19 protein-coding genes are annotated in these 21,018 nt (G+C 30.8%); all 19 read right to left on the minus strand.

Going from position 1 to position 21,018, the window contains the following annotated elements:
* Window positions 1–46 precede the first annotated feature (46 nt).
* The 19 genes from rfbA to QO200_RS00940 all read right to left on the minus strand — a co-directional run bounded on the left by rfbA (window position 47) and on the right by QO200_RS00940 (window position 21,000).
* On the minus strand, window positions 47–913 hold the full coding sequence (gene rfbA / locus QO200_RS00850) for a glucose-1-phosphate thymidylyltransferase RfbA (RefSeq protein WP_371535262.1): 867 nt from the start codon (window positions 911–913) through the stop codon (window positions 47–49).
* A 20-nt stretch (window positions 914–933) separates the two neighbouring features.
* Complete coding sequence (locus tag QO200_RS00855) at window positions 934–1,332, minus strand: GxxExxY protein (protein ID WP_371535263.1); 399 nt, start codon at window positions 1,330–1,332, stop codon at window positions 934–936.
* Between the two features lie 27 nt (window positions 1,333–1,359).
* On the minus strand, window positions 1,360–2,409 hold the full coding sequence (gene rfbB / locus QO200_RS00860; RefSeq protein WP_371535264.1) for a dTDP-glucose 4,6-dehydratase: 1,050 nt from the start codon (window positions 2,407–2,409) through the stop codon (window positions 1,360–1,362).
* Between the two features lies 1 nt (window position 2,410).
* Window positions 2,411–2,806: an endonuclease domain-containing protein gene (locus QO200_RS00865; RefSeq protein WP_371535265.1), complete on the minus strand. Its 396-nt coding sequence runs from the start codon at window positions 2,804–2,806 to the stop codon at window positions 2,411–2,413.
* 217 nt (window positions 2,807–3,023) lie between these two features.
* Entirely contained in the window at window positions 3,024–3,878 is an 855-nt protein-coding gene (gene rfbD, locus QO200_RS00870; protein WP_371535266.1) for a dTDP-4-dehydrorhamnose reductase, read from the minus strand.
* Between the two features lie 286 nt (window positions 3,879–4,164).
* On the minus strand, window positions 4,165–4,713 hold the full coding sequence (gene rfbC, locus QO200_RS00875; protein ID WP_371535267.1) for a dTDP-4-dehydrorhamnose 3,5-epimerase: 549 nt from the start codon (window positions 4,711–4,713) through the stop codon (window positions 4,165–4,167).
* Between the two features lie 10 nt (window positions 4,714–4,723).
* Window positions 4,724–5,623 carry an NAD-dependent epimerase/dehydratase family protein gene (locus QO200_RS00880; protein ID WP_371535268.1) on the minus strand — a complete coding sequence of 300 codons (900 nt, stop codon included), beginning with the start codon at window positions 5,621–5,623 and terminating at the stop codon, window positions 4,724–4,726.
* Window positions 5,623–6,729, minus strand: a complete 1,107-nt coding sequence (locus QO200_RS00885) for a glycosyltransferase (protein WP_371535269.1) — start codon at window positions 6,727–6,729, stop codon at window positions 5,623–5,625. The genes QO200_RS00880 and QO200_RS00885 overlap by 1 nt, the downstream gene beginning before the upstream one ends.
* Before the next feature lie 2 nt (window positions 6,730–6,731).
* The gene (locus tag QO200_RS00890) at window positions 6,732–7,760 is read right to left on the minus strand and encodes a glycosyltransferase family 4 protein (protein ID WP_371535271.1); all 1,029 of its coding nucleotides are present in this window, start codon (window positions 7,758–7,760) and stop codon (window positions 6,732–6,734) included.
* A gap of 135 nt (window positions 7,761–7,895) precedes the next feature.
* Window positions 7,896–9,020, minus strand: a complete 1,125-nt coding sequence (locus tag QO200_RS00895; RefSeq protein WP_371535273.1) for a glycosyltransferase family 4 protein — start codon at window positions 9,018–9,020, stop codon at window positions 7,896–7,898.
* A complete protein-coding gene (locus QO200_RS00900; protein ID WP_371535275.1) occupies window positions 9,020–9,832 on the minus strand; it encodes a glycosyltransferase family 2 protein in 813 nt (270 codons plus the stop codon). The genes QO200_RS00895 and QO200_RS00900 overlap by 1 nt, the downstream gene beginning before the upstream one ends.
* Window positions 9,825–10,700 carry an O-antigen ligase family protein gene (locus QO200_RS00905; protein ID WP_371535277.1) on the minus strand — a complete coding sequence of 292 codons (876 nt, stop codon included), beginning with the start codon at window positions 10,698–10,700 and terminating at the stop codon, window positions 9,825–9,827. The genes QO200_RS00900 and QO200_RS00905 overlap by 8 nt, the downstream gene beginning before the upstream one ends.
* Before the next feature lie 1,068 nt (window positions 10,701–11,768).
* On the minus strand, window positions 11,769–12,986 hold the full coding sequence (locus QO200_RS00910; RefSeq protein ID WP_371535278.1) for a glycosyltransferase: 1,218 nt from the start codon (window positions 12,984–12,986) through the stop codon (window positions 11,769–11,771).
* Window positions 12,987–13,862, minus strand: coding sequence for a glycosyltransferase family 2 protein (locus QO200_RS00915; RefSeq protein WP_371535280.1), 876 nt, complete (start codon window positions 13,860–13,862; stop codon window positions 12,987–12,989).
* Window positions 13,862–14,752: a hypothetical protein gene (locus QO200_RS00920; RefSeq protein WP_371535282.1), complete on the minus strand. Its 891-nt coding sequence runs from the start codon at window positions 14,750–14,752 to the stop codon at window positions 13,862–13,864. The genes QO200_RS00915 and QO200_RS00920 overlap by 1 nt, the downstream gene beginning before the upstream one ends.
* A 370-nt stretch (window positions 14,753–15,122) precedes the next feature.
* Window positions 15,123–16,442 carry a glycosyltransferase gene (locus QO200_RS00925; RefSeq protein WP_371535283.1) on the minus strand — a complete coding sequence of 440 codons (1,320 nt, stop codon included), beginning with the start codon at window positions 16,440–16,442 and terminating at the stop codon, window positions 15,123–15,125.
* A complete protein-coding gene (gene murJ, locus QO200_RS00930; protein ID WP_371535285.1) occupies window positions 16,435–17,976 on the minus strand; it encodes a murein biosynthesis integral membrane protein MurJ in 1,542 nt (513 codons plus the stop codon). Before murJ ends, QO200_RS00925 begins: the two co-directional genes overlap by 8 nt.
* Before the next feature lie 566 nt (window positions 17,977–18,542).
* Window positions 18,543–19,481, minus strand: a complete 939-nt coding sequence (locus tag QO200_RS00935; protein ID WP_371535286.1) for a UDP-glucuronic acid decarboxylase family protein — start codon at window positions 19,479–19,481, stop codon at window positions 18,543–18,545.
* A 454-nt stretch (window positions 19,482–19,935) separates the two neighbouring features.
* The gene (locus tag QO200_RS00940; RefSeq protein ID WP_371535287.1) at window positions 19,936–21,000 is read right to left on the minus strand and encodes a Wzz/FepE/Etk N-terminal domain-containing protein; all 1,065 of its coding nucleotides are present in this window, start codon (window positions 20,998–21,000) and stop codon (window positions 19,936–19,938) included.
* Window positions 21,001–21,018 lie beyond the last annotated feature (18 nt).

The raw sequence follows: 21,018 nt of genomic DNA on the forward strand, positions 1-21,018 counted from the left end.
AAAATGATTACATCAATTTCTAGAAAGCACTATTTTTAAATAGTTACTATTTGTGTTTTAATAATCCTAAAAGATACTCACCATAACCAGATTTTTTCAAAGGGTCGGCTAGTTCTCTTAGTTGTTGTTCTGTAATGAATCCTTGGCGCCAAGCAATTTCTTCAATACATCCCACTTTTAATCCTTGTCGTTCTTCAAGAACTTGAACAAATTGGCCAGCTTGCATTAAGCTATTGAAAGTCCCTGTATCTAACCAAGCAGTTCCTCTACTTAAAATACCTACTTTCAAATTTCCTTTTGCTAAATATACTTTATTAACATCCGTGATTTCATATTCACCACGAGGACTTGGCTTGATGTTTTTAGCGATTTCGACTACTGAATTGTCATAAAAATACAATCCTGGAACTGCATAATTTGATTTTGGTTCTAATGGTTTTTCCTCGATAGAAAGCGCTTTGAATTCCTTGTCAAACTCTACCACGCCATAACGCTCCGGATCTGAAACGTGATAAGCAAATACAACTCCGCCTTGCGGCTTGGTATTTGAACGAAGCAACTCTTGCATATTCGAACCAAAGAAAATATTGTCACCTAAAACTAAAGCTACATCATCATTTCCTATAAATTCTTCCCCAATTACAAAAGCTTGTGCCAGACCGTTGGGTAATGCTTGTTCAGCGTAACTGAATTTACATCCTATAGTAGAACCATCTCCCAATAATTTTTTGAAGTTTGGCAAATCGTGCGGTGTCGAAATAATTAAAATCTCATTGATACCTGCCATCATCAATGTAGACAATGGATAATAAATCATGGGTTTATCATAAACCGGCATCATTTGCTTACTCATGGCTAGAGTAAGTGGGTGCAAGCGTGTTCCTGAACCTCCTGCTAATATAATTCCTTTCATAGTAGTACTGATTTTACGAATTAATTCGAATTTTTCAAATTAATCATTCTTTTATAAGTTAAAGATGGCGTACCAAAATTGATTAGTAAACCTAACTCCATTTTGGTACATTTTAAATAATTACTCAACTGAGTATAAAAAATAGTTGGCATTTGAGACACAGCTTTTATTTCGACAATAATTTCACCATAACAAACAAAATCAGCGCGATAGTATTTTTTCATTGGTTCATTATCGTAGTACAACGATAGTTTTAACTGTCGTTTGAATGGAATATTACGGATAGTCAACTCCTTTTCAAGAGCTTCTTCATATACTGCTTCCAAGAAACCAACACCTAAAGAACGATGTACTTTCATGCATGCTCCAACAATTGCAAAGCTCTCCTCCTTGAAAATTATTTTATCGTTTCCATCCATTCGTTTTTAATTCGTAGTTAATTCGAGTTAATTTGCGTACTGCTTCTCATAATACGTTGCATACTCCCCACTAGTGATATTACTCAGCCAGTTCTCATTTTCTAAATACCAATTTACTGTTTTCTCAAGCCCTTCCTCAAAAGTAACCGAAGGCTTCCACCCTAGTTCTTTATTAATCTTATTCGCATCAATTGCGTAACGTAAATCATGTCCTGGACGGTCTTTCACATACGAAATCAATTGTTCTGACGTACCTGCTTCACGGCCTAGTTTTTCATCCATGATTTTACAAAGTAATTTCACCAAATCGATATTTTGCCATTCGTTAAATCCACCAATGTTGTAGGTGTCATGGTTTACTCCTTCATGAAACACTAAGTCGATTGCCACCGCATGATCTTCTACAAACAGCCAGTCGCGAGTGTATTTCCCATCGCCATAAACCGGTAAAGGTTTATTTTGAATTATATTATTAATAAACAATGGAATTAATTTTTCAGGAAAATGAAATGGCCCGTAGTTATTAGAACAATTGGTCAAAACATAAGGCAAACCATAAGTTTCTCCGTATGCACGTACAAAATGATCTGAACTTGCCTTTGAAGCCGAATAAGGTGAATTAGGATCGTAGGCTGTAGTTTCAGTAAATAACCCTTCTGCTCCTAAACTTCCATAAACCTCATCAGTACTGATATGGTAGAAACGTTTTCCTTCCATATTATCTTTCCAAATCGTTTTAGCCGCATTCAATAAATTCATCGTACCTATCACATTTGTTTTTACAAAAGACAACGGATCAGTAATAGAACGGTCCACATGAGATTCTGCAGCCAAGTGCAATACACCATCAAACTGATGTTCTGTAAACAAGGCATCAATAAAAGCAGCATCTACAATATCTCCTTTTACAAAAGTATAATTAGGAGCATTTTCAATATCTGTGATATTTTCCAAATTCCCCGCATACGTCAAAGCATCCAAATTAAATATTTGATACTCTGGATACTTATTTACAAAACGACGTACCACATGAGATCCGATAAATCCAGCACCACCAGTAATTAAAATTTTTTTCATTTTATAATAGTTTCAATTGTATAAATTCTTTTATTTTATTCAAGACCGTATTAATATCTGTCAGCACTTCATCGTTGGTAAAACGGATTACATCTAATCCTTGAAATTCAATAGTAACAGTTCGTTCCTTATCTAATTTCTTTTGCTCCACAGTTTGGTGGTATTCTCCATCAATTTCTACCACTAATTTTAATTGGTGACAATAAAAATCCGCTACATAATTCAATAATGGATGTTGCCTTCTAAATTTACAACCCTCCAATTGTTTATTCCTCAACGACAACCACATTAGTTCTTCAGCCTGAGTAGGGTTTTCTCTTAATTTTTTAGCATTAGAAAAAATAATTCCCGAAGCACCTTTCCACATAGTATCTGAAAGTAATGGATTCTTTTTCATCCTAAAAGGTGTAAATAAATTTTAGTCAGTTTCTTTTTTGTTTCCCCTTGCCCTAAAGGGATCAAAAAAGAAACACAAAATTACAATTTAAATTGGCGCCACATTTTAGTTACAATTATACTCTCTATTTTCAGCTCTATTTAGTGTCGAGATAAATTCACGTTCTTAATTTTCGGCTCCCTTTAGGGACGGGGCAAACCGAAAACATTGAACAACTTTAAACTTTAAACTTTAAACATTTTCTCAAACTCTCTTTATAATCTGGAACAGTAACACCGTAAACCTCTTTAATCTTGGATTTATCCAACAAAGAAAAAGCAGGACGTGCCGCAGGAGTTGGATACGATGAAGAAGGTATACCACTCACTTCACAACTATCTCCTGTAATTTCTTGAATAGCCAATACAAATTCGTACCAACTGATTTCGCCTTCATTTGAATAATTATAAATTCCCGGAATCCATTCCTGTGCTGTTACTATTTCCATCATTGCCTGAGCTAAATCGGCCGCATAAGTAGGTGATCCAATCTGGTCATTGACCACACTGATAGTATCCCGTTCCTGCAACAAACGCTTCATTGTTTTTACAAAGTTATTACCAAAACGACTGTACACCCATGACGTTCTAATAATTAAAACATCCGGATTAACAACCATAGCAGCTAATTCTCCAGCACGTTTTGTAGCTCCATACACATTGATAGGATTGGTAACAGCATCTTCATTCAATGCAGTTGACGAAGTTCCGTCAAAAACATAATCTGTAGAAATGTGTATCAACTTAACCCCATGCTCTTTTGCATAGGTAGCAAGCACTTCAACAGCTAGATGATTCACTACATCAGCTAATTCGGTTTCCGTTTCTGCTTTATCCACAGCAGTATAAGCGCCACAATTTAATATAATAGTAGGCTTAATTAGTTCCAACTGTTCCTTTAGCAGCTTTATATTATTCAAAGAAATAGCTGTTCTATCTGCAAAAAACCATTCATATTGAGAATAGTTTTCAGACAAGACTTTTAACTCAGAACCTAATTGTCCAGTAGCTCCAGTCACTAAAATTTTTTCCATTTTGTTTTTTTAACGTAAAAGTACAAGGGTATTCCTGTCACTTTTATTTTATTTTGCTTATTCTACTTACAAAGAATCAAATTTTCGATCCAACAGACAACTTTAAACCTTAAACTTTAAACATTTAAACAATTTTTAAAACTCCCAGAGGACACAATTTCAGTACAAACAACTTTGAGTCCTTTGCGTCTCCTTTGCAAACTTTGCGGTTAAAACCAACTCTCTATCTAACCGACAACTTTAAACCTTAAACTTTTTTATAAACTTTAAACTTATAAACTCTTTTTTAAAACTCCCAATCAATTTCATCAAAACCAGGCAATATCAAATCCTTTTCAGAAACAATAACTTCCTCTGGACTTAACTGCCAGTCTATCGCAAGCGTGGCATCATCATAACGAATTCCTCTCTCACTTTCTTTATTGTATAACTGATCTACTTTGTACATCACTGAAGCCGTTTCACTCAAAACCGAAAACCCGTGCGCAAAACCATGGGGCACCATCAATTGTTTTTTATTGTCTGCACTTAAAACCACACTAAAATGTTGTCCGTAAGTCGAAGAATTTTTACGCAAATCTACTGCCACATCCAGAATTTCTCCTTCTAACACCCTTACTAATTTAGCTTGGGCAAAAGGGTTAATTTGCAAATGCAATCCACGTATCACTCCTCGTTTTGAGAAAGATTGATTGTCTTGTATAAATTGATAATTGATCCCATTCTCAAGAAATTTAGCCTGATTGTATGCTTCGAAAAAGAACCCCCTAGAATCTTCAAAAACCCTGGGAGTTATAATCACTAAATCTTGTATTGTTGTTTTTTCAATTGTCATATTGTGCCTATTATTTTTTGAATGATTGGAATGTTTTCAACAAACCTTCTTTTGATTCTATTGGCAAAGGTTTACCTAAAGCCATTACAATTTTTTGATTTCTTACCACATAATTTTCAGTAAGTTTTTGTAGGCGCTCTGAATTTAAAGGCAAATGCAAGTAGTCTCCCAATTTTGCTATTGATGTTATCCCCTTTTGTGATACATTCAATATTCTGCTTCTTTTATTTAAACTATTCCCTAACAATTGAATTAATTCATTTGTAGATAATGGTTTGTCATCAGCAATTTGGTAAACTCCTGAAAGAATTGAATCGTTTTCTAGTATCTCTTTAATAACGAAGCAAAGATTTTCAATACTTAAAAAAGAGCGTTGATTCTCAAAAGCACCTAGTGGCCAAGGCAATCCTTTGGAAACTAATTGGTATAATAAATTGAGATTTCCTTTATTTCCAGGACCGTGAATCATACAAGGTCTTAAAATATAAACTCGTTTTCCTTTGGGTATTTCTTGCGATAAAATATATTGCTCTGCTTTAAACTTTGCAATTCCATAATGCGTTTGAGGATCTGGCATCGTATCTTCTGTTAAAATGCCATTTACAGAATCAGCTACAGCTTTAACCGTACTCATAAAGACAAAAACAGTTGCTTCTGACGCCAAGAAAGCATCAAATAATTGCTTAGTCAACTCAAAATTAGCATCGTAATAATCCTGCGGACTAGACACTTTTTTCAAATCGTGCGCTTTCCCCGCTAAATGAATAATCGCATCAGAACCAATTACAAAATGTTGATTGGGTTTAAAACGTACGCTCCATGGTTGCACTTCATAAGATGACTTTAAATAATCTTTAAGATTGATCCCTACAAATCCGGAGGCGCCTGTTATTGCAACTTTTTTTACCATTATGATTTATAAATTTCTATGTATGCTTTCGACATTTTTTCCCTTGAAAATAAATTTACTCTATCTAAGGCATTAGAAGAATATAATTCATACAACTCTCTGTTATTAATCATTTTTTCAATAGCTTCTTTTAATTCGTTAATGTTTTTTGGTTCGACTGTAATTCCTGAATAATCATGTAAAGAAACAAAAGGAACGCCCGACTCTAAATTAGTATTTATCACCGGAAGCCCGTTAGCCATTGCTTCTAATTGAACAACGCCAAAAGCTTCGGCTTCATTAATGGAAGGCAATACAAACAAATCAGCTTCTTTATAAAACGCAGCTAACTGTTCATCATTGGCATTGGAAATAAAAGTCACTTTGTTACCAATTTGTAATATTTCTACTATAGATTTTAAACTTTCCAATTCCTCACCATTACCTACTATATTCAATTTTACGTCTAAATCTACTATGGCATTTAGCAAATATTCAACTCCTTTATACTTTCGCAGTTTCCCCACAAAAAGCAGTTGAAAACTGCGATCTTCTGGATATTTTTTTGAAATTGTCGTGGCATATTTTGGATCGAAACTTAGCGGGATCGTATGTACTTTATCAGCGTATTTTTGAAGTATCTGGGAGGCTTCAAAAAGTTGCGGAGACGTAACAACAATTGCATCTGCTCTATCAAGAACCTTTTCAATCATTGGATTATAAACACGTTCAATCCAACTCCACCTCGAATTTTTAATATTTGCATGCCAGGTAATTATAAACTTTTTACCTGACATTTTTTTAAAATATCGCAACAAGGCAAATTCCATTGTTGGAAAAGGATAATGATGATGAATTACATCATTATCCATTATTAACTTTTTTAAAGATGGGTATCTTAAATTTAGAGGTTGACTTTTTAAATAGAAAGGTGTAATTTCTTTTATGATTGTTTCTCTTTCTTTTTCTTTAATAGCCTTCACAAAATTTTGTTTGTGATTATTAGAATAGACTGTAAATCGTATATCATCAGAACTATCAATAATCCCCTGAACTATATTTTTAACGACTGTTTCCATTCCTCCTTGACATGGATCATAATATTTCACTAACTGAATTACCTTCATCTTTAAACTCTAATATTATTTATTACATCATATACTTTAACTCCAGATACTTCCCATTTGAAAAATCTGGAACGTGAACTCCCTTTTAGTTTTAATTCTTCTTTTAACTTTGAATCTGTAATAATTTTCAAAATTCCATTTTTTATACTCTCGTTATCAAAAGGGTCAACATAAAGAGCAGCATCCGAACAAACCTCTCTCAAACTAGGAATATCCGAAACAACAACAGCACAATCATTTCTCATGGCTTCTAAAGGAGGGATACCAAAGCCCTCATATAATGAAGGGTAAATAAAAAAATCACATTTTTTATACAAAACAGAAAGATCTGAATCAGAAACAAACCCTGTAAAAATAACACTCTCTGGATTTGACCGCAACTTAATGTTAAAATGACTCGAGGTTTTACCAACCAGAACAAGCTTGTAATCTTTTAAATTTAGTTCCAAAAAAGAATCTATCAAACGTTGCAAATTTTTTCTGGGATCTATTGAAGATACTGCTAAAATATATTTACGATCCACAACACAGCTTACAATCGGACTAATTTGGATATTATAAGAAAATTTTTCAAGATCATTAGCAACTGCGTTGTACACAACTTCTATTTTACCTTCATCAATCTTAAGATATTTTGTAATTTCAGTTTTAGAAAAATCACTTACAGTAAGGATTTTTAGAGCATTTTTTGCTGAAATAGGTGTTGCAATACTATAAAAAAGAGTGTACGCCTTCGAAAACCATTTCTTGTTATCATAAAAAGACAAATCATGAATGGTAATGATTTGATTCTTATAAAATAACGGTCCCAATCCTGACAGATTTAAAAGCAATGGATTTCCTTTACTTTTAAGGAATCGCAACAAATCTATTTGTTCCCAAAAATGAGATTTTAAATGACCAAACTGAACAATTTCAAACCCCTCCTTATTTTCATATACAACCCACTTTGGAATTATAATTTTAAAATCTAAACCTAATTTTTTCAATTGTTTGCAAATCTCCAGTGAAAATCTACTTATGCCATCCATTTTGTGACAAAGGAATCTACCGTTTATATAAATCATTCTAATAATTATGTTACAGAATTTTATTAAATAAATATCACTTTTAAATACACCAAAAAAATCAAATCCAATATATCAAAAAATTAAAATTCCAATCTCCTATTTATTTAAGTAAACATCAAGGTCGCTACCAATTTTCTCCCAATTATATTGCGAAACTTTAGATTCTAACTTTTTTGTCATTTCATCTCTGTTTTTAATTGTAGCAATGATACCGCTAACCCATTCATCTTTTTCCCAACCAACAATGCTAGTGCCAAATCCTGAAACGATATCAATCATTGCAGAGTTATGAGGGGCCACAACCGGACATCCACAAGCCATTGCCTCTAATAAGGGCAAACCAAAACCCTCATTTAAAGAAGTAGAAATAATTATATCTGCAACATTATATATTTCAACTAAAGAGTCAGTAGAAACATATCCTAGAAATTGTACATTAGAACCGTATTGCTCTTTTGAATCATTATGAAGTACCTCTTCAACACTACCCCAACCTTTACCCCCTATTACTGCAAGTGAAATTCCTTTTTCAGATAGGACAGACATCAAACTTAGCAAAAACTTTAAATTTTTTCTTGGTTCAAGTGTTCCAACAAAAACCATAGTCGTACCATTAAAATGATATTTCTCTCTTATCTTTTTTTTATCTAAATCGTCAAGATTTATCTTTTTAAATACCGAATTATCAATACCTGAACCTACGAAAATATCTTTGGCTTTTCGATGTGGAAAAAACTGTTTAAGTTCCTTGGAAGTATAATCTGAAACACACCAAATAAAATCAGCATTTTTAATTGTTCTTGAAGTGGATAAGAAATTCTCTATTCTAATATACAAAGACATTGTTTTGACGTAAGATTTAAAAACTAAATCATGTATGGTTACCATACGCTTAATTTTCCCTGTCAAAAAAGAAGGCGGCAAAACTTGACTAGGGCCCCAGAGTATATCAAAGTTCCCAAATCTTATCAAAAAAGGAAATTTTAAAAAAAACCATAGAACACCAATATCTTTTAAGAAAAATAGAGGCTTTACAGTAATAAAAACATTTCCATTTTTAAAAGACAAACGCTTTAGTATGGTATTGTTAATTTCTTTATGAGAAAAAATAAAAATTACATTCTTTTTGTCTTCTGAAAGAGCATTTATTGCATTTAATGTAAAATTTGAAATTCCTGCAGGTTCAGAAGATAAACTTCGACCATCCAATGCTATTCTCATTATCTTTTTAGTCTATTTTGATTAATAATATTAGTCATTTTTTCTCCTATTAAAAGACTAATCAAACTTTTTAACGAGAAATACAAGAAATTAGAATAATAAACCTTGTAATATCTAAATTTACTAATAAATGAATAATTCAACAATATTCCTAATTGCTCTTTCACTGCTATTAAATAATTCTTTCTAAATGAAGAAACTCCATTTCTTGTAAAGCAAGCAACAACTTCCTCAATTAATTCAAATTTAATTTCCGATCTTAAACACCTAATCCAAAAATCATAGTCCATATGAATTTTATAAGGTTTAAAATTTCCTATTTTATTGAAAACTTCTAACTTAACAAAAGTGGCCTGATGTGCAATTATATTTCTATTCAGCAAATCATCAATAGATACTTTTCCATTTGGATGATTATACCCTAATGGTACTTGGTTAACATCAACAATCTTAACTTTTCCTGAAACTATACTACTTTTTGATAAACTTAAAAATGAATTATAAATTTTGGTAAGTGTATTGTTTTCCGCAAAAAAATCTCCTGCATTTAAAAAATAAACCCAATCTCCATTGCAAAATTTTAACCCCTTATTAAAGGCATCTGCGATACCATTGTCTTTTTCTCTTACGTATTTTGTAATATGTTCGATATACTTGTTTGCTAAATCTGAAGAGCCATCAGTAGATAGACCATCGATCACTATAAATTCAAAATCTTTAAAATCCTGATTTAAAACACTATTGATTGTCTTTTCTAATCCAATTTTATCATTATAAACAATTGTGATTATCGAAATTTTGGGATTATACATTTTCAAACTGAGTTGTAGAATTTCTACGTAGATTAATAAGTTCAACAATTACTACTAAAATCAATAAGGCTAAAGGAACATTAACTAATGGTCGTTGAATAAACAATAGTAATTCAATAAATATTAATTTTAAAACAAAAACATCAATTTTTAAATCACCATTAAATTTAAAAATATACGTAAATTGATATAAATAAATCATAAAAATAATACTTGTCCCTATTACACCATAAAAAACCAGATAACCAACAAACGAAGAAGGGTCATATCCAAAAAATTTTCTACCCGTTAATACATTTTCTTGCCCATGACCTAATAGTGGCTTTTCTTTAAAAAATTCAATACCTTGTTCAAAATAAACAGTTCTATTATCACCTTGAATCATTCCATCATCCGAATTTTGAAGCCTACTTAATGTCATTAAATTGATCATTCCTGATATAGAGTTGGTGTCTTTTGTCAATGAAATGGTAAAAAATAATGCGCACAAAATAATACATAATCTTATATATGTTTTTTTCCAATTTGGATAAAACGAAAAATACACAATTAAAGTAAAAAAGAAGGCTAGCGAAAATGTAAAAATACCTGAAAATATTATTAATTTATCATAAAATCTATTCTTAAAAGTCATTTGATTTAATAAAAGCGCAAAAGTTAAATAAAAGGCCATGGTTCCAGGCTCATCAAAATACCCTGCAACTCTAATCAATTTAAAATCTCCATCTCTATTAAAAACAGAATTAGAAAATGTAAAAAGATAGTTCATTGATTCCTTAACAGGATCACCCACATAGCCCAAATTGGGTAATTTATCTACAAGTCCTAGCAAAAAAGCAAAGAACCCCATAAATCCCATTGCAATCATGAGAAACAGGTAAGATTTTACAAATTTTTCAAAACCAATTATATTCTTTATTACAATATACATAATCAAAACATAAACTACTGGAAAAGCTTGAGATATATAACTAAAATCATTTTGATATATAAATGAAAATAAATAAAATGCAACATTCAAAAATAAAATAAAAACAATTGCGTAAATCTGTAATGATATTACATACCTCTTTTTCGATATTAATATCAATGCCAAAACCGTAAAAGAAAATAATTTTATTAATAAGTGCGGAAATCCCGCAACTAGATAAAAACTAAATGGTGGATTACATAATAATAATAGCCACACGAAAAATAGTGATATTGTCTTTATGTTAACTTTATACCTCAATTTAATATTTTTTTTTACTTAATTATTAGTTTCCATTATAATTCATTCAAGATTTCTTTTGAATTATACTTAGAATTAGCTCTTGTTAAAGTTTATATGTTATATCCTTGTTTTGGTTTTTCACTAGGATAGTCATATCCTTCAAAGTAGATATAGAATTTCTTTTATTCATTATTTTTAATAGCTTTTGAATCACAGACCAACCCAACTAATAATCCTTTAAACCAAATTCCGCTTGTTCTTTTTTTTATAGCCTTCTCACCGCAAACATTATTAACCCCAAAATTATAAATAACGTCTTCAAAACTTTGCTTTATGATACAAAAAAAAATCTTCATCGTTGAAATTTAATGCAAACTAAAAAAATGGCCGTTTTTTACCTACCTCTAGTTATCAAATAATAAAATTTTGGTAAGTTTTTTTTAAAGAATAACCAATTAGTAATATAAAAAATATTGTAAAAGCGAGATGAGAAATAAATTCAGTATTACCCAGAAAATGGAATAAGACAACTTTAAAAAAACTCAATATTGGTTCATGTAAAGCATATAAAAAAAATGAATATTGAAAAAATGAGTTACAATTCTTATCAATTCTTAAAACATCACCATTCCTTATAATTCTTATATTATATGAATGTGTACAAACTACGATTACAGTTAAAAAAAATAAAAATCTATTTTAACTTAATACTTAAATATTTATTCATATTTTATAGAATTCAATCAAATTATTAACTACAATATTTTCAGAGAACTTGAATGACACAGTTTTAAAAGCATTTTCAGACAAGTCATTTGACAAAACAAATTGAATTCCTTTAGCTAAATCTTGTACGTCAAAAGTCTGAGCCAAATAACCATTAACCTTGTGTTCTAAAATATCCTTTAAACCTGATGTATTAAATGCTACTACAGGTGAACCGCAAGCCATAGCTTCAATAGCAACTTGTCCAAAACTCTCTTGCTTAGAAGGCACAACAACGACATCTGATGCCGAAAAAAGACTTACAAGTAAATCTTGGCTACCTATATAACCCAAGTATCTCAAGGTAAAACCTTTAAAAATTTCTCTACCCTCTTTTTTAGTCCCAAAAATAAAAATCTCAACATTATTTTTATTATCTAAATATTGGAGAGAATCCAAAAAAAGCATCATACCTTTATTAGCATCGAACTCAAAATTAGATCCTCCTGTAGTTATTATTTTGACATCCGAGCTAATGCCAAAAAAAGATTTTGAATCTACTTTTGATTTTGCAGTATATATTTCAGTATCTATCAAATTTGGAATACATGTCACATTTTTATTCTTAAATATAGAAGAGGATTCCGCGCAAATTTTCATCCAATTGCTTGGAGCAGTCAAGTTTATATTTCCGTAGTCATGTAAATATTTAAACTTTTTTTTCCACAATTTCTTACTAATATCATTCTCTTTCTCTGAATTAAGATAATTACAAGCCCCACATGAGTTTTGATATCCTAAACAATCATATGTTGTATGACAACCCCCTGTAAAAATAAAAGAATCGTGTAAAGTCCAAACTATTTTTTGCTTAATTAAAGATAATCCTTTGATAGAAATAATTCCAGGTCCTAAATAATGAAAATGAACAATATCGGGATTTAATTTATTAATTTTTCGGACAAGACCCTTGTCAGGAAAACACATTATAGAAAAGTCACTACCCTTTCTTTTTTTAAAAAAACTAATCAAAAATCTTTGAAAATAAAAACCCAAATAAGCAAATATTTTTTCAGCAAAACTGGACATTTCAATTATTGAAGGATCATTCAATGTTTTTTTATAAACTAACATCGTCGTGTCAATGCTGTTTTTTTTTAAAGCATAATGAAATCTTAAAGCAGCTTTAGCGGCACCGCCTATATTATCAGTGTAACAAATATGTAGAACTTTCATTTATTTTAATTTATATATAAATACAGCTCTTTTATGCCACTCTTTATCTAAATACTTTAGCCACAAGAATAGGTATCTAAAAATAAAAATTGATTTAGAAAATACTATGAACTTTTTCGAATAATACTTTCTCAAAAAAACATACCTACTTTCTTCAAACCATTTAAATTTCTGAAATGAAACCTGCATCGTTTGTCCCATTAAATGAATGAGTTTTGCTTGTGAAGTAATTCTAATCTGATATCCTGCATTTTTTATCCTCATACACAAATCTACCTCTTCAAAAAAAAGGAAAAAATTTTCATCAAAGCCTCCTATATGATCCAACACGCTTTTTCTGACAAAGAAATCTGCCCCAGATATAAATTCAACATCTAAATCTAAATCCTCGGTAAGGTATCCTTCACTTGAAATCTTATTTTTATAGTTGTCAGAAACCCATTTTACAGGAAAAACTTCTAACAAATATTGAATTACACTAGGAAACCTTCCATAGGAAATCTGATTGTTTAAATTTTCATCATAAACTCTGCAACCTAAAGCGGCGACATTATTGTTAAGCTCTAAATAATCGTACAGGGTTTGACATACATTATTAAGAAGTAAGGTGTCTGGGTTTAAAAAGAAAACATACTTCCCTTTAGCGTGAGCTAATCCAATATTATTGGCATATCCAAAACCTCCGTTGTAATCATTTTTAAAAAACAGGATGTCTGGATACCTAATCACTACATCATCCTCTATGCCATCACTAGAATTATTATCGACAACAATTACTTCATAAGTAATTAACTCTGTCAACTTCTTTATTGAATCAATACATTCAAAAACAAAACTCTTACAATTATAGGATACTATTATTATGCTGACCTCCATCAAAATTTAAAAAAAATTCGCAAAAAAGATTTTATTATACGTTTTATAAGGCTGAACATTTTATCTTTTTCAGCCAATAGCTTTTGTGGGTTACTGGTTAAAAATTTCAACAATTCAGGTATACTATTAGATTTTACATATTCTAATTTATACCAAAATTTATTTTCTAAAGGGTGAAAATCTTTGATATACTTATAATTATTCTTGTCAATTGCCTTCCACAGTTCAAAGTAACTCTTAACATCAAAATCATTTGCATGACTCCAATTACTCAATTTAAGAAGTAGTTGATCTTCAGTTCTTGCCCAAGTATCGTGAATTATATAAAAATCAGTAGTAATAATTTTATTTCTACCAACTCGCGCATTAACATAATCTGGTTTATTTGTTGCTATCGGAAACTTTATTATTGCATCCTCTGATTGTATTACAAAAAAATACCCTTCAGAATTTTTTTTAAATAAAGATATCACCGGACAATAAACGTCGACAGCATCCTTGTGTTTTTTATACGATTTTTTAAGGAAGTCAACAAAACCTTCGTAATCAATAAAATACTCATCACTATCTATTTGTAAATGCCATCCCCCTTCTCCCATAAAATCTGACAACATTCTCCTTTCACGAGTATCATTTTCCATAACAGTTAAACTACTATCATAAAAATCATCTTCATAAATTGATATTTTATTCTCTAAATCAAAGCCCTTGATAAAGTTAAAGAATTCATCGGGTAGATTATACTTATTACCACTCCACGTATTTCTATTTATATCTAATGCAAGAGTTATTTTATCAGAGTGCCCGTAAATAATAGGTAGAGATTGCTTTAAATATTCCCAATCATATGAGACTAATATTCCTACTTTAATTAAATTATTTATTCCCATATATTATTATTCAATTATTATTATACTCTTTTTATCCTAAAAATAACTTCATCTTGAACAAAAACACAGCCCTGATTTCAGTTTAATTAGAACTTCATTTAAAGATTTGAATTCAGCCCTGATTAGAATAAGATTATTAACCTATCGCTGTCCTTGCTCTTTAATTTTGCTGATTTAAATTACTTTTGACACATAATTTAATCAAATGCAGGGAGTTTTGAACTAAAAAACGGTTCTATATATTTATCGTCCTGTTTCATTGCTCTAAAAGAAACCAACTGAAATTATTAACTATTTCATCCACAGACTTATCCTTACTTATATTAAAAAAAACACCAAGTCACTCAAATCATTATCTTATGACTATTGCTTATAAAACATTAGATTTTTCAAAAATCATATTAATTTTCTGTTTCAAAAAATGTTTCAAGAAAGAAAATGAAAAATACTTTTTTGCGTTTTGGTTTGACAAAACAATTCTATCAGTTACATTTAGAGTTCCATATAAATCATTACACCTGTATTTATAATCTTCGATTAAAGACTCAGAAAAATCCATCACTAATGTTGACCTATTTACTTCTTGTTTTTTTGAAGAGATATGTTCTAAAACAAGTTTTTCAAAACTTAAAACAATATTTTTTGCAGCATATTTTTCTAAGACCTTAATCCTGGCCATTTTTGAAAAACTCACTCTTTGTTCACTATTTTCATATAACTTTGATAAAGCTACTCCTATTTTATTTTTTAATCTAGGCACCACAAATCCATTAACACCATTATCAACCAATTCAATTTGTGCATTATCTTTTTCAGGAGTACTAATTGTTACTACAGGAATTCCAGAGAACATAGCTTCAGCTATAACCATTCCAAAACTCTCTCCAATATTACTTGCCGCCAAAAAGACATCCAAGCTTTTATAATATAGAAGCAATACGCTTAGATCACTCGATGTTTCTAAAATCAACATCTTATCTAATATGTTTAATTTTTTAGCATGCTGTAGAATTTTTGGTGTAGAACCAACTAATAAAAATTTTACGTTTTCTTTCGTTTTGGCAAATTCAGCAAATCCATCTAAAGTAATTAGGTCAAATTTATGATCATCTGATCTACCAATTCTTCCAACAACAAAATGTCCAGTTAAATCATTCTCTTTTTTAAATAAAGAAATTTCTTCGTCAGTTGGACTTAAAGATTGTAAATGCTCTATATCAACCGGATATGATAAAACTTTCCTTTTATTCTCAAATTTATTTAAAAGTTTTTTGTCAAGCTGCATCCTTCTGACTAGAATCATTTTTGATACATATAAATCGTAATCAATTAATTTATAGTATTGTGAATTATCAAAATATCCAAAAACATTCGTCTGTACTACTAAGTCAGGTTTAAATTTCTCTAGCAAACTAAAGATTTTCTCGTCTAGAATTCCATTGCCATGCCAATGAAAAACATCCGTAGATTTTAAAATCTCTTCAAATCTTTTTAAATCTCCATCTAATACAATTACCTGAACCCCTAAAGCTTCAATTAATTTTACCCTTTCACCTCCATTATATATTGCTACTACTACTACTTCAAATAATTCCTTATTAAGATACTTACTGTATAACTGCAAAGCATATTCTGTACCTCCTAAACTAAGCTGATTTACAGCTTCAACAACCTTTATTTTTTTACTCATTTGATTTAAAGTATTTTGTAAGAAACTCTCTCTCCTCTATTTTGAAAATAAAAACAAAGACAATCTCTGTAATAACGATAGATAAACTAATCAGAAAAAATAAAATCAAAGTTCCTACCACACCAGTAAAATAGAAGTGTATTAGATGGTAAACCATTAAATTTACAACTATTGTTAATAAAAGAATTAAATAAATTTTGGCTACCTCGCTTACTATTCGACTTCTAAATTCAATTATCCCAAAATACAGTATCAGACTACTAATTATAAATTGAGTCAGCACCCACGAAATTGGGAAAGTAAGTAAACCCAGATTACGGAATAAAGAAATATTAAAGATGATTTTAAAAATGTAAGTTCCTATTACTATATATGAAAACAAATGAACTTTTTTCTGAGCGATTAGAATTTGCGAATAAACAATATATACAGCTGTAACAAAAATTCCGAGCCCATACCACCTCAGAACACTGCTTATTGGCTCTACATTCTCTACTTTAAATGCTCCTCGCACTAAAACCAATGTTACTATCTCATTGGGCACAACTATAAACAATGCAGTTAATGGTATTATCATCAGAGATATCATTCTAAAGTATCTTTGAGTTTCATCAACCATATTGAGTAAAGTACTCTTCATAAAGGCTAATGCCAAAATAGGTGTCAATACAGTTGTAACCACACTAATTAACATATTAACAGGCAAGTCAGAAAATTTTTTTGCATAATCTAAAACTGAAACACTACCCTGAATCATTTTAGAAGTCAATGCCTTCTCTATAACTATATCAGTTTGCGAAAAAACATAATTGACGTAAAAAGGGATCGCAAATAACACAAATGGTTTGATTGATTGCCATTTAGGCTTTACTATTTTAAATCTATAATTATATTTTAAATATAATTCTCTGTAAACTATCACTATTAAAAGTAAAGAACTTACATATGCAGAAATAACTAACGAATATATTCCTATTAATGGTGCTAAAAATAGTAAAAAAAGTATGTTTATAATTATTGAAAAAAAGGAAAATATATCAGGTATGTAAAATGAATTATAAGCGTTCAACATAGAATTCCATATGTCAGTAACTTCTATAATTAGTAGGGATGGTACTAGAACTTTTATCATAAGTACCAAGACAGCCCGTTGTGCTTCAGTAAACCCTGGAGCAAAAATATTTGCCAATATATTTGGAAAGAAGAAAACAAATAACGAAATAAAAACTCCAATAACAATAATTAAAGTTATTAAAGAATCAGTAGAATTAGAAACTTCTTCTTTGGAGTACTCTTCTCTTAAATGAACATATTTTGTTCTAAAGGTCTCATTTATAGGGCCAAATACAACCTGAATCAGCACTGAAATTACTGCTCCCCCTAATATCCACGCATCCCTTTCTTCTGAAGTTCCAAAAAATTTTGCTGACAAAATTACCACAAAAAGAGAAAACATTGCTTTTAAAAACTTGATAACCCCTAATCCTAAAGAAATTCTTCTATTAGATGAAGAAAAAAAATTAAATAATCTCATTATGCTTTAATAATACTGTTACTTATAGAATATAATGTCTTTCCATAATAATTTAATTGATTCTCTATAACTCTAAGTATTCGAATATTGAAGGCAACATTTTTCTTTTTCAAATCACTTTGATTAAAACTCTGATTCACTCACTCAATTATTTAGGGTTGCATAAATTAAAAATGACTATTTGTATATCGTCAATCCTCTCTTGCTATTTATCTTGGGGCACTCGTCACTTTACTACTTTGTCTTATAAGGATTCCTTTTACCTTTATTAACATTAAGTATGCAACGTTAATTAATAGATATATCAATCAAGACTATTAATTTTTTAGCAACTACATTAACAGTTACTGAATTTGTCTCTCTTGTATTTAGAGCACAAACCTTCTATAGCTTTGGTTAATGAAAATTTATTTCCCAATTTTAATAACACCATCTAGCATAAAATCAAAAAGACAAGCAAGTTTAGAGTTAAAAAAATGTTTTATAGCTATTTCTTATAATATTTCTAAACTAAAAAAAAAGGAAACTGCTGTTCTAATTAATTACACTAAATGGCTTATGATAAACTATATTATTTTCTTAAAATATTCTATTGTTTTAAAAAGTCCTTCATCCAACTGAATATTTGGTTCCCAGTTTTCTAATTTTTGTTTAGCTAGAGTTATATCCGGTTGACGTTGTTTTGGATCATCCTGCGGTAAGGGCATAAAAATAATTTTTGATTCAGAACCTGTTAATTGTATTACCCTTTCAGCTAATTCTAACATGGTAAACTCATTAGGGTTACCTAAATTCACTGGTCCCACAAATGAATTTTCAGAATTCATCATTCTAATCATTCCTTCCACCAAGTCGTCTACATATTGAAAAGATCGTGTTTGGGTACCCTCTCCAAAAATAGTGATATCTTCTCCTTTTAAAGCTTGCACTATAAAATTTGAAACAACTCTACCATCATTTGGATTCATATTTGGGCCATAAGTATTAAAAATCCTAATGATTTTAATTGCAACACCGTTTTGCAAGTGATAGTCCATAAATAAAGTTTCTGCGCACCGTTTACCTTCATCATAACAAGATCGTAGACCAATAGGGTTAACATTTCCCCAATAACTTTCAGTTTGTGGGTGTACATGAGGATCTCCGTATACTTCACTAGTACTCGCTTGTAAAACCTTTGCTCCCACTCTTTTTGCTAATCCTAATACATTTATCGCTCCCATTACAGAAGTTTTAATTGTTTTTATTGGATTATATTGATAATGCACTGGTGAGGCGGGACATGCTAGGTTATAAATTTCATCCACTTCTGCAAAGTATGGTTGTGTAATATCATGTCGCACTAATTCGAAAAAAGGATTGTTTAACAATTCTATGATATTATTTTTACTTCCTGTAAAATAATTATCTAAACAAATAACTTCATTTCCTTCCGCCAGCAAACGCCTGCATAAATGCGAACCGACAAATCCTGCTCCTCCTGTTACTAATATTCTTTTTTTCATAATTAATCTAGTATCCACACACAATAATATTTTATCCCAAACCTATTTACTTATGTTTTTTCATAAATATTTTGTTCTCCAAAACAATCTAAATTAATTTATCGATTATTTCCAAAGAACGTAATACTCTCATATTGTCACAATTAAACTTAAATAGCAATACCCAAAGCGAAATAGTTTTTCTATTTAAAAATGTAGAAGTTGAATTTACATCACAAAAACGACTAATTATTATTTTTGAATTTCTTACTTAATCGCTTCTTATAATTTTTAAGCAGTACCAACTTGACTTGGGCTTTTAGTCACGATTACACCATTACTATTAATACTTTGTTCTAATCTCTGGACCATACCGATAGCATAATTTAAATAAGTACTTCTATCTTCCTATACTCAATATCTGTACAAATCACATCAATTCCTTCTCCAGCAAAAAAGCTCCCTATAAATAAAATTAAATAATCTGTCTCCATACCCTTCTAACTATCAACCAAAAAAACATCAAAAAACCTGCTAAAATTCCCCCACTTACAATTCCTTGTGCCTTCCCAAATTTCTCTTTCTTCAAAGGTAAAATAGGTTTATCTATAATCTGGATCAAAGGCGTTTCCTTGCGTAAAGTCACTTTAGCCAATTCTGCTTGTTTCACCAACTCAGTCAGTATCGCCGTATTGGCCTGCACATCTACCTGCCTTCTTGCGGAGGGCGCTCGGCGCACGTTCATCGCTGGGTTCAAACCAAAAGTATTGTCATTGGCTACTGCCACGCCGGTGATAGCACCATTCAACTCTCTCCGAATAGAATCTGTTTGACGTTCCAGAATATCCATGTTCTCCCGGGATTTTTTGCTTTTAGTCTCAATATAGAAATCAGACACTTCTTTTACTAAGGCTTCACAAAAATACTTGGAAAAAAATTCATTATTTGAGACTACGTCAACACTAATAATAGTCACTTTCTTGTCTTTTTGTCCAACTGATAATCCGTTTTTAGACAAGTCTTGATATATCACCCCCAAGATACTGTCATGAACTCTCGTGAAGTTTTTCCCGTTTGCATTAGGCAGAAACTGAATACTTTTATATTTAGGATTCTTATTCCATTGAACTCTCCATTCTTGATTTTGGATATACATTTCAGCGAGAGAAATAGTCTTACCTTCTACAACGACAGGACTCAACAAAGTTTGTTCGACCATCGATCGTGATTTAAACAACTCGGTTAGATTGGATCCAGTAAAAACACTTCCACCACCACCACCAAGGTCCAAACCTAACGAACTTGCTAATCCAAGTGCACTTCCCAATCCTCCTCCAGATTTTTCATCTTCCAATGCAAAAGACAAAGTTGCCGTGTAAACTGGTTTTTTAGAAAAAGAGTAAGCTAACCCTAAAAAAGCTCCTATAACTCCGGCCAATAGGATTATTTTCCACTGCGACAGTAAATAATCAAACCATCCCCTTCCCTTGTCAACCAATTCCTTTAAAGATATTTCGTCGTTGCGGTTTTGTTCATTCATATATATTCGTGTTCATTG

Origin of the sequence: Flavobacterium sp. Arc3 (genome assembly GCF_041431375.1) — a bacterium.
In the GTDB taxonomy this organism is placed as follows: Bacteria; Bacteroidota; Bacteroidia; order Flavobacteriales; family Flavobacteriaceae; genus Flavobacterium.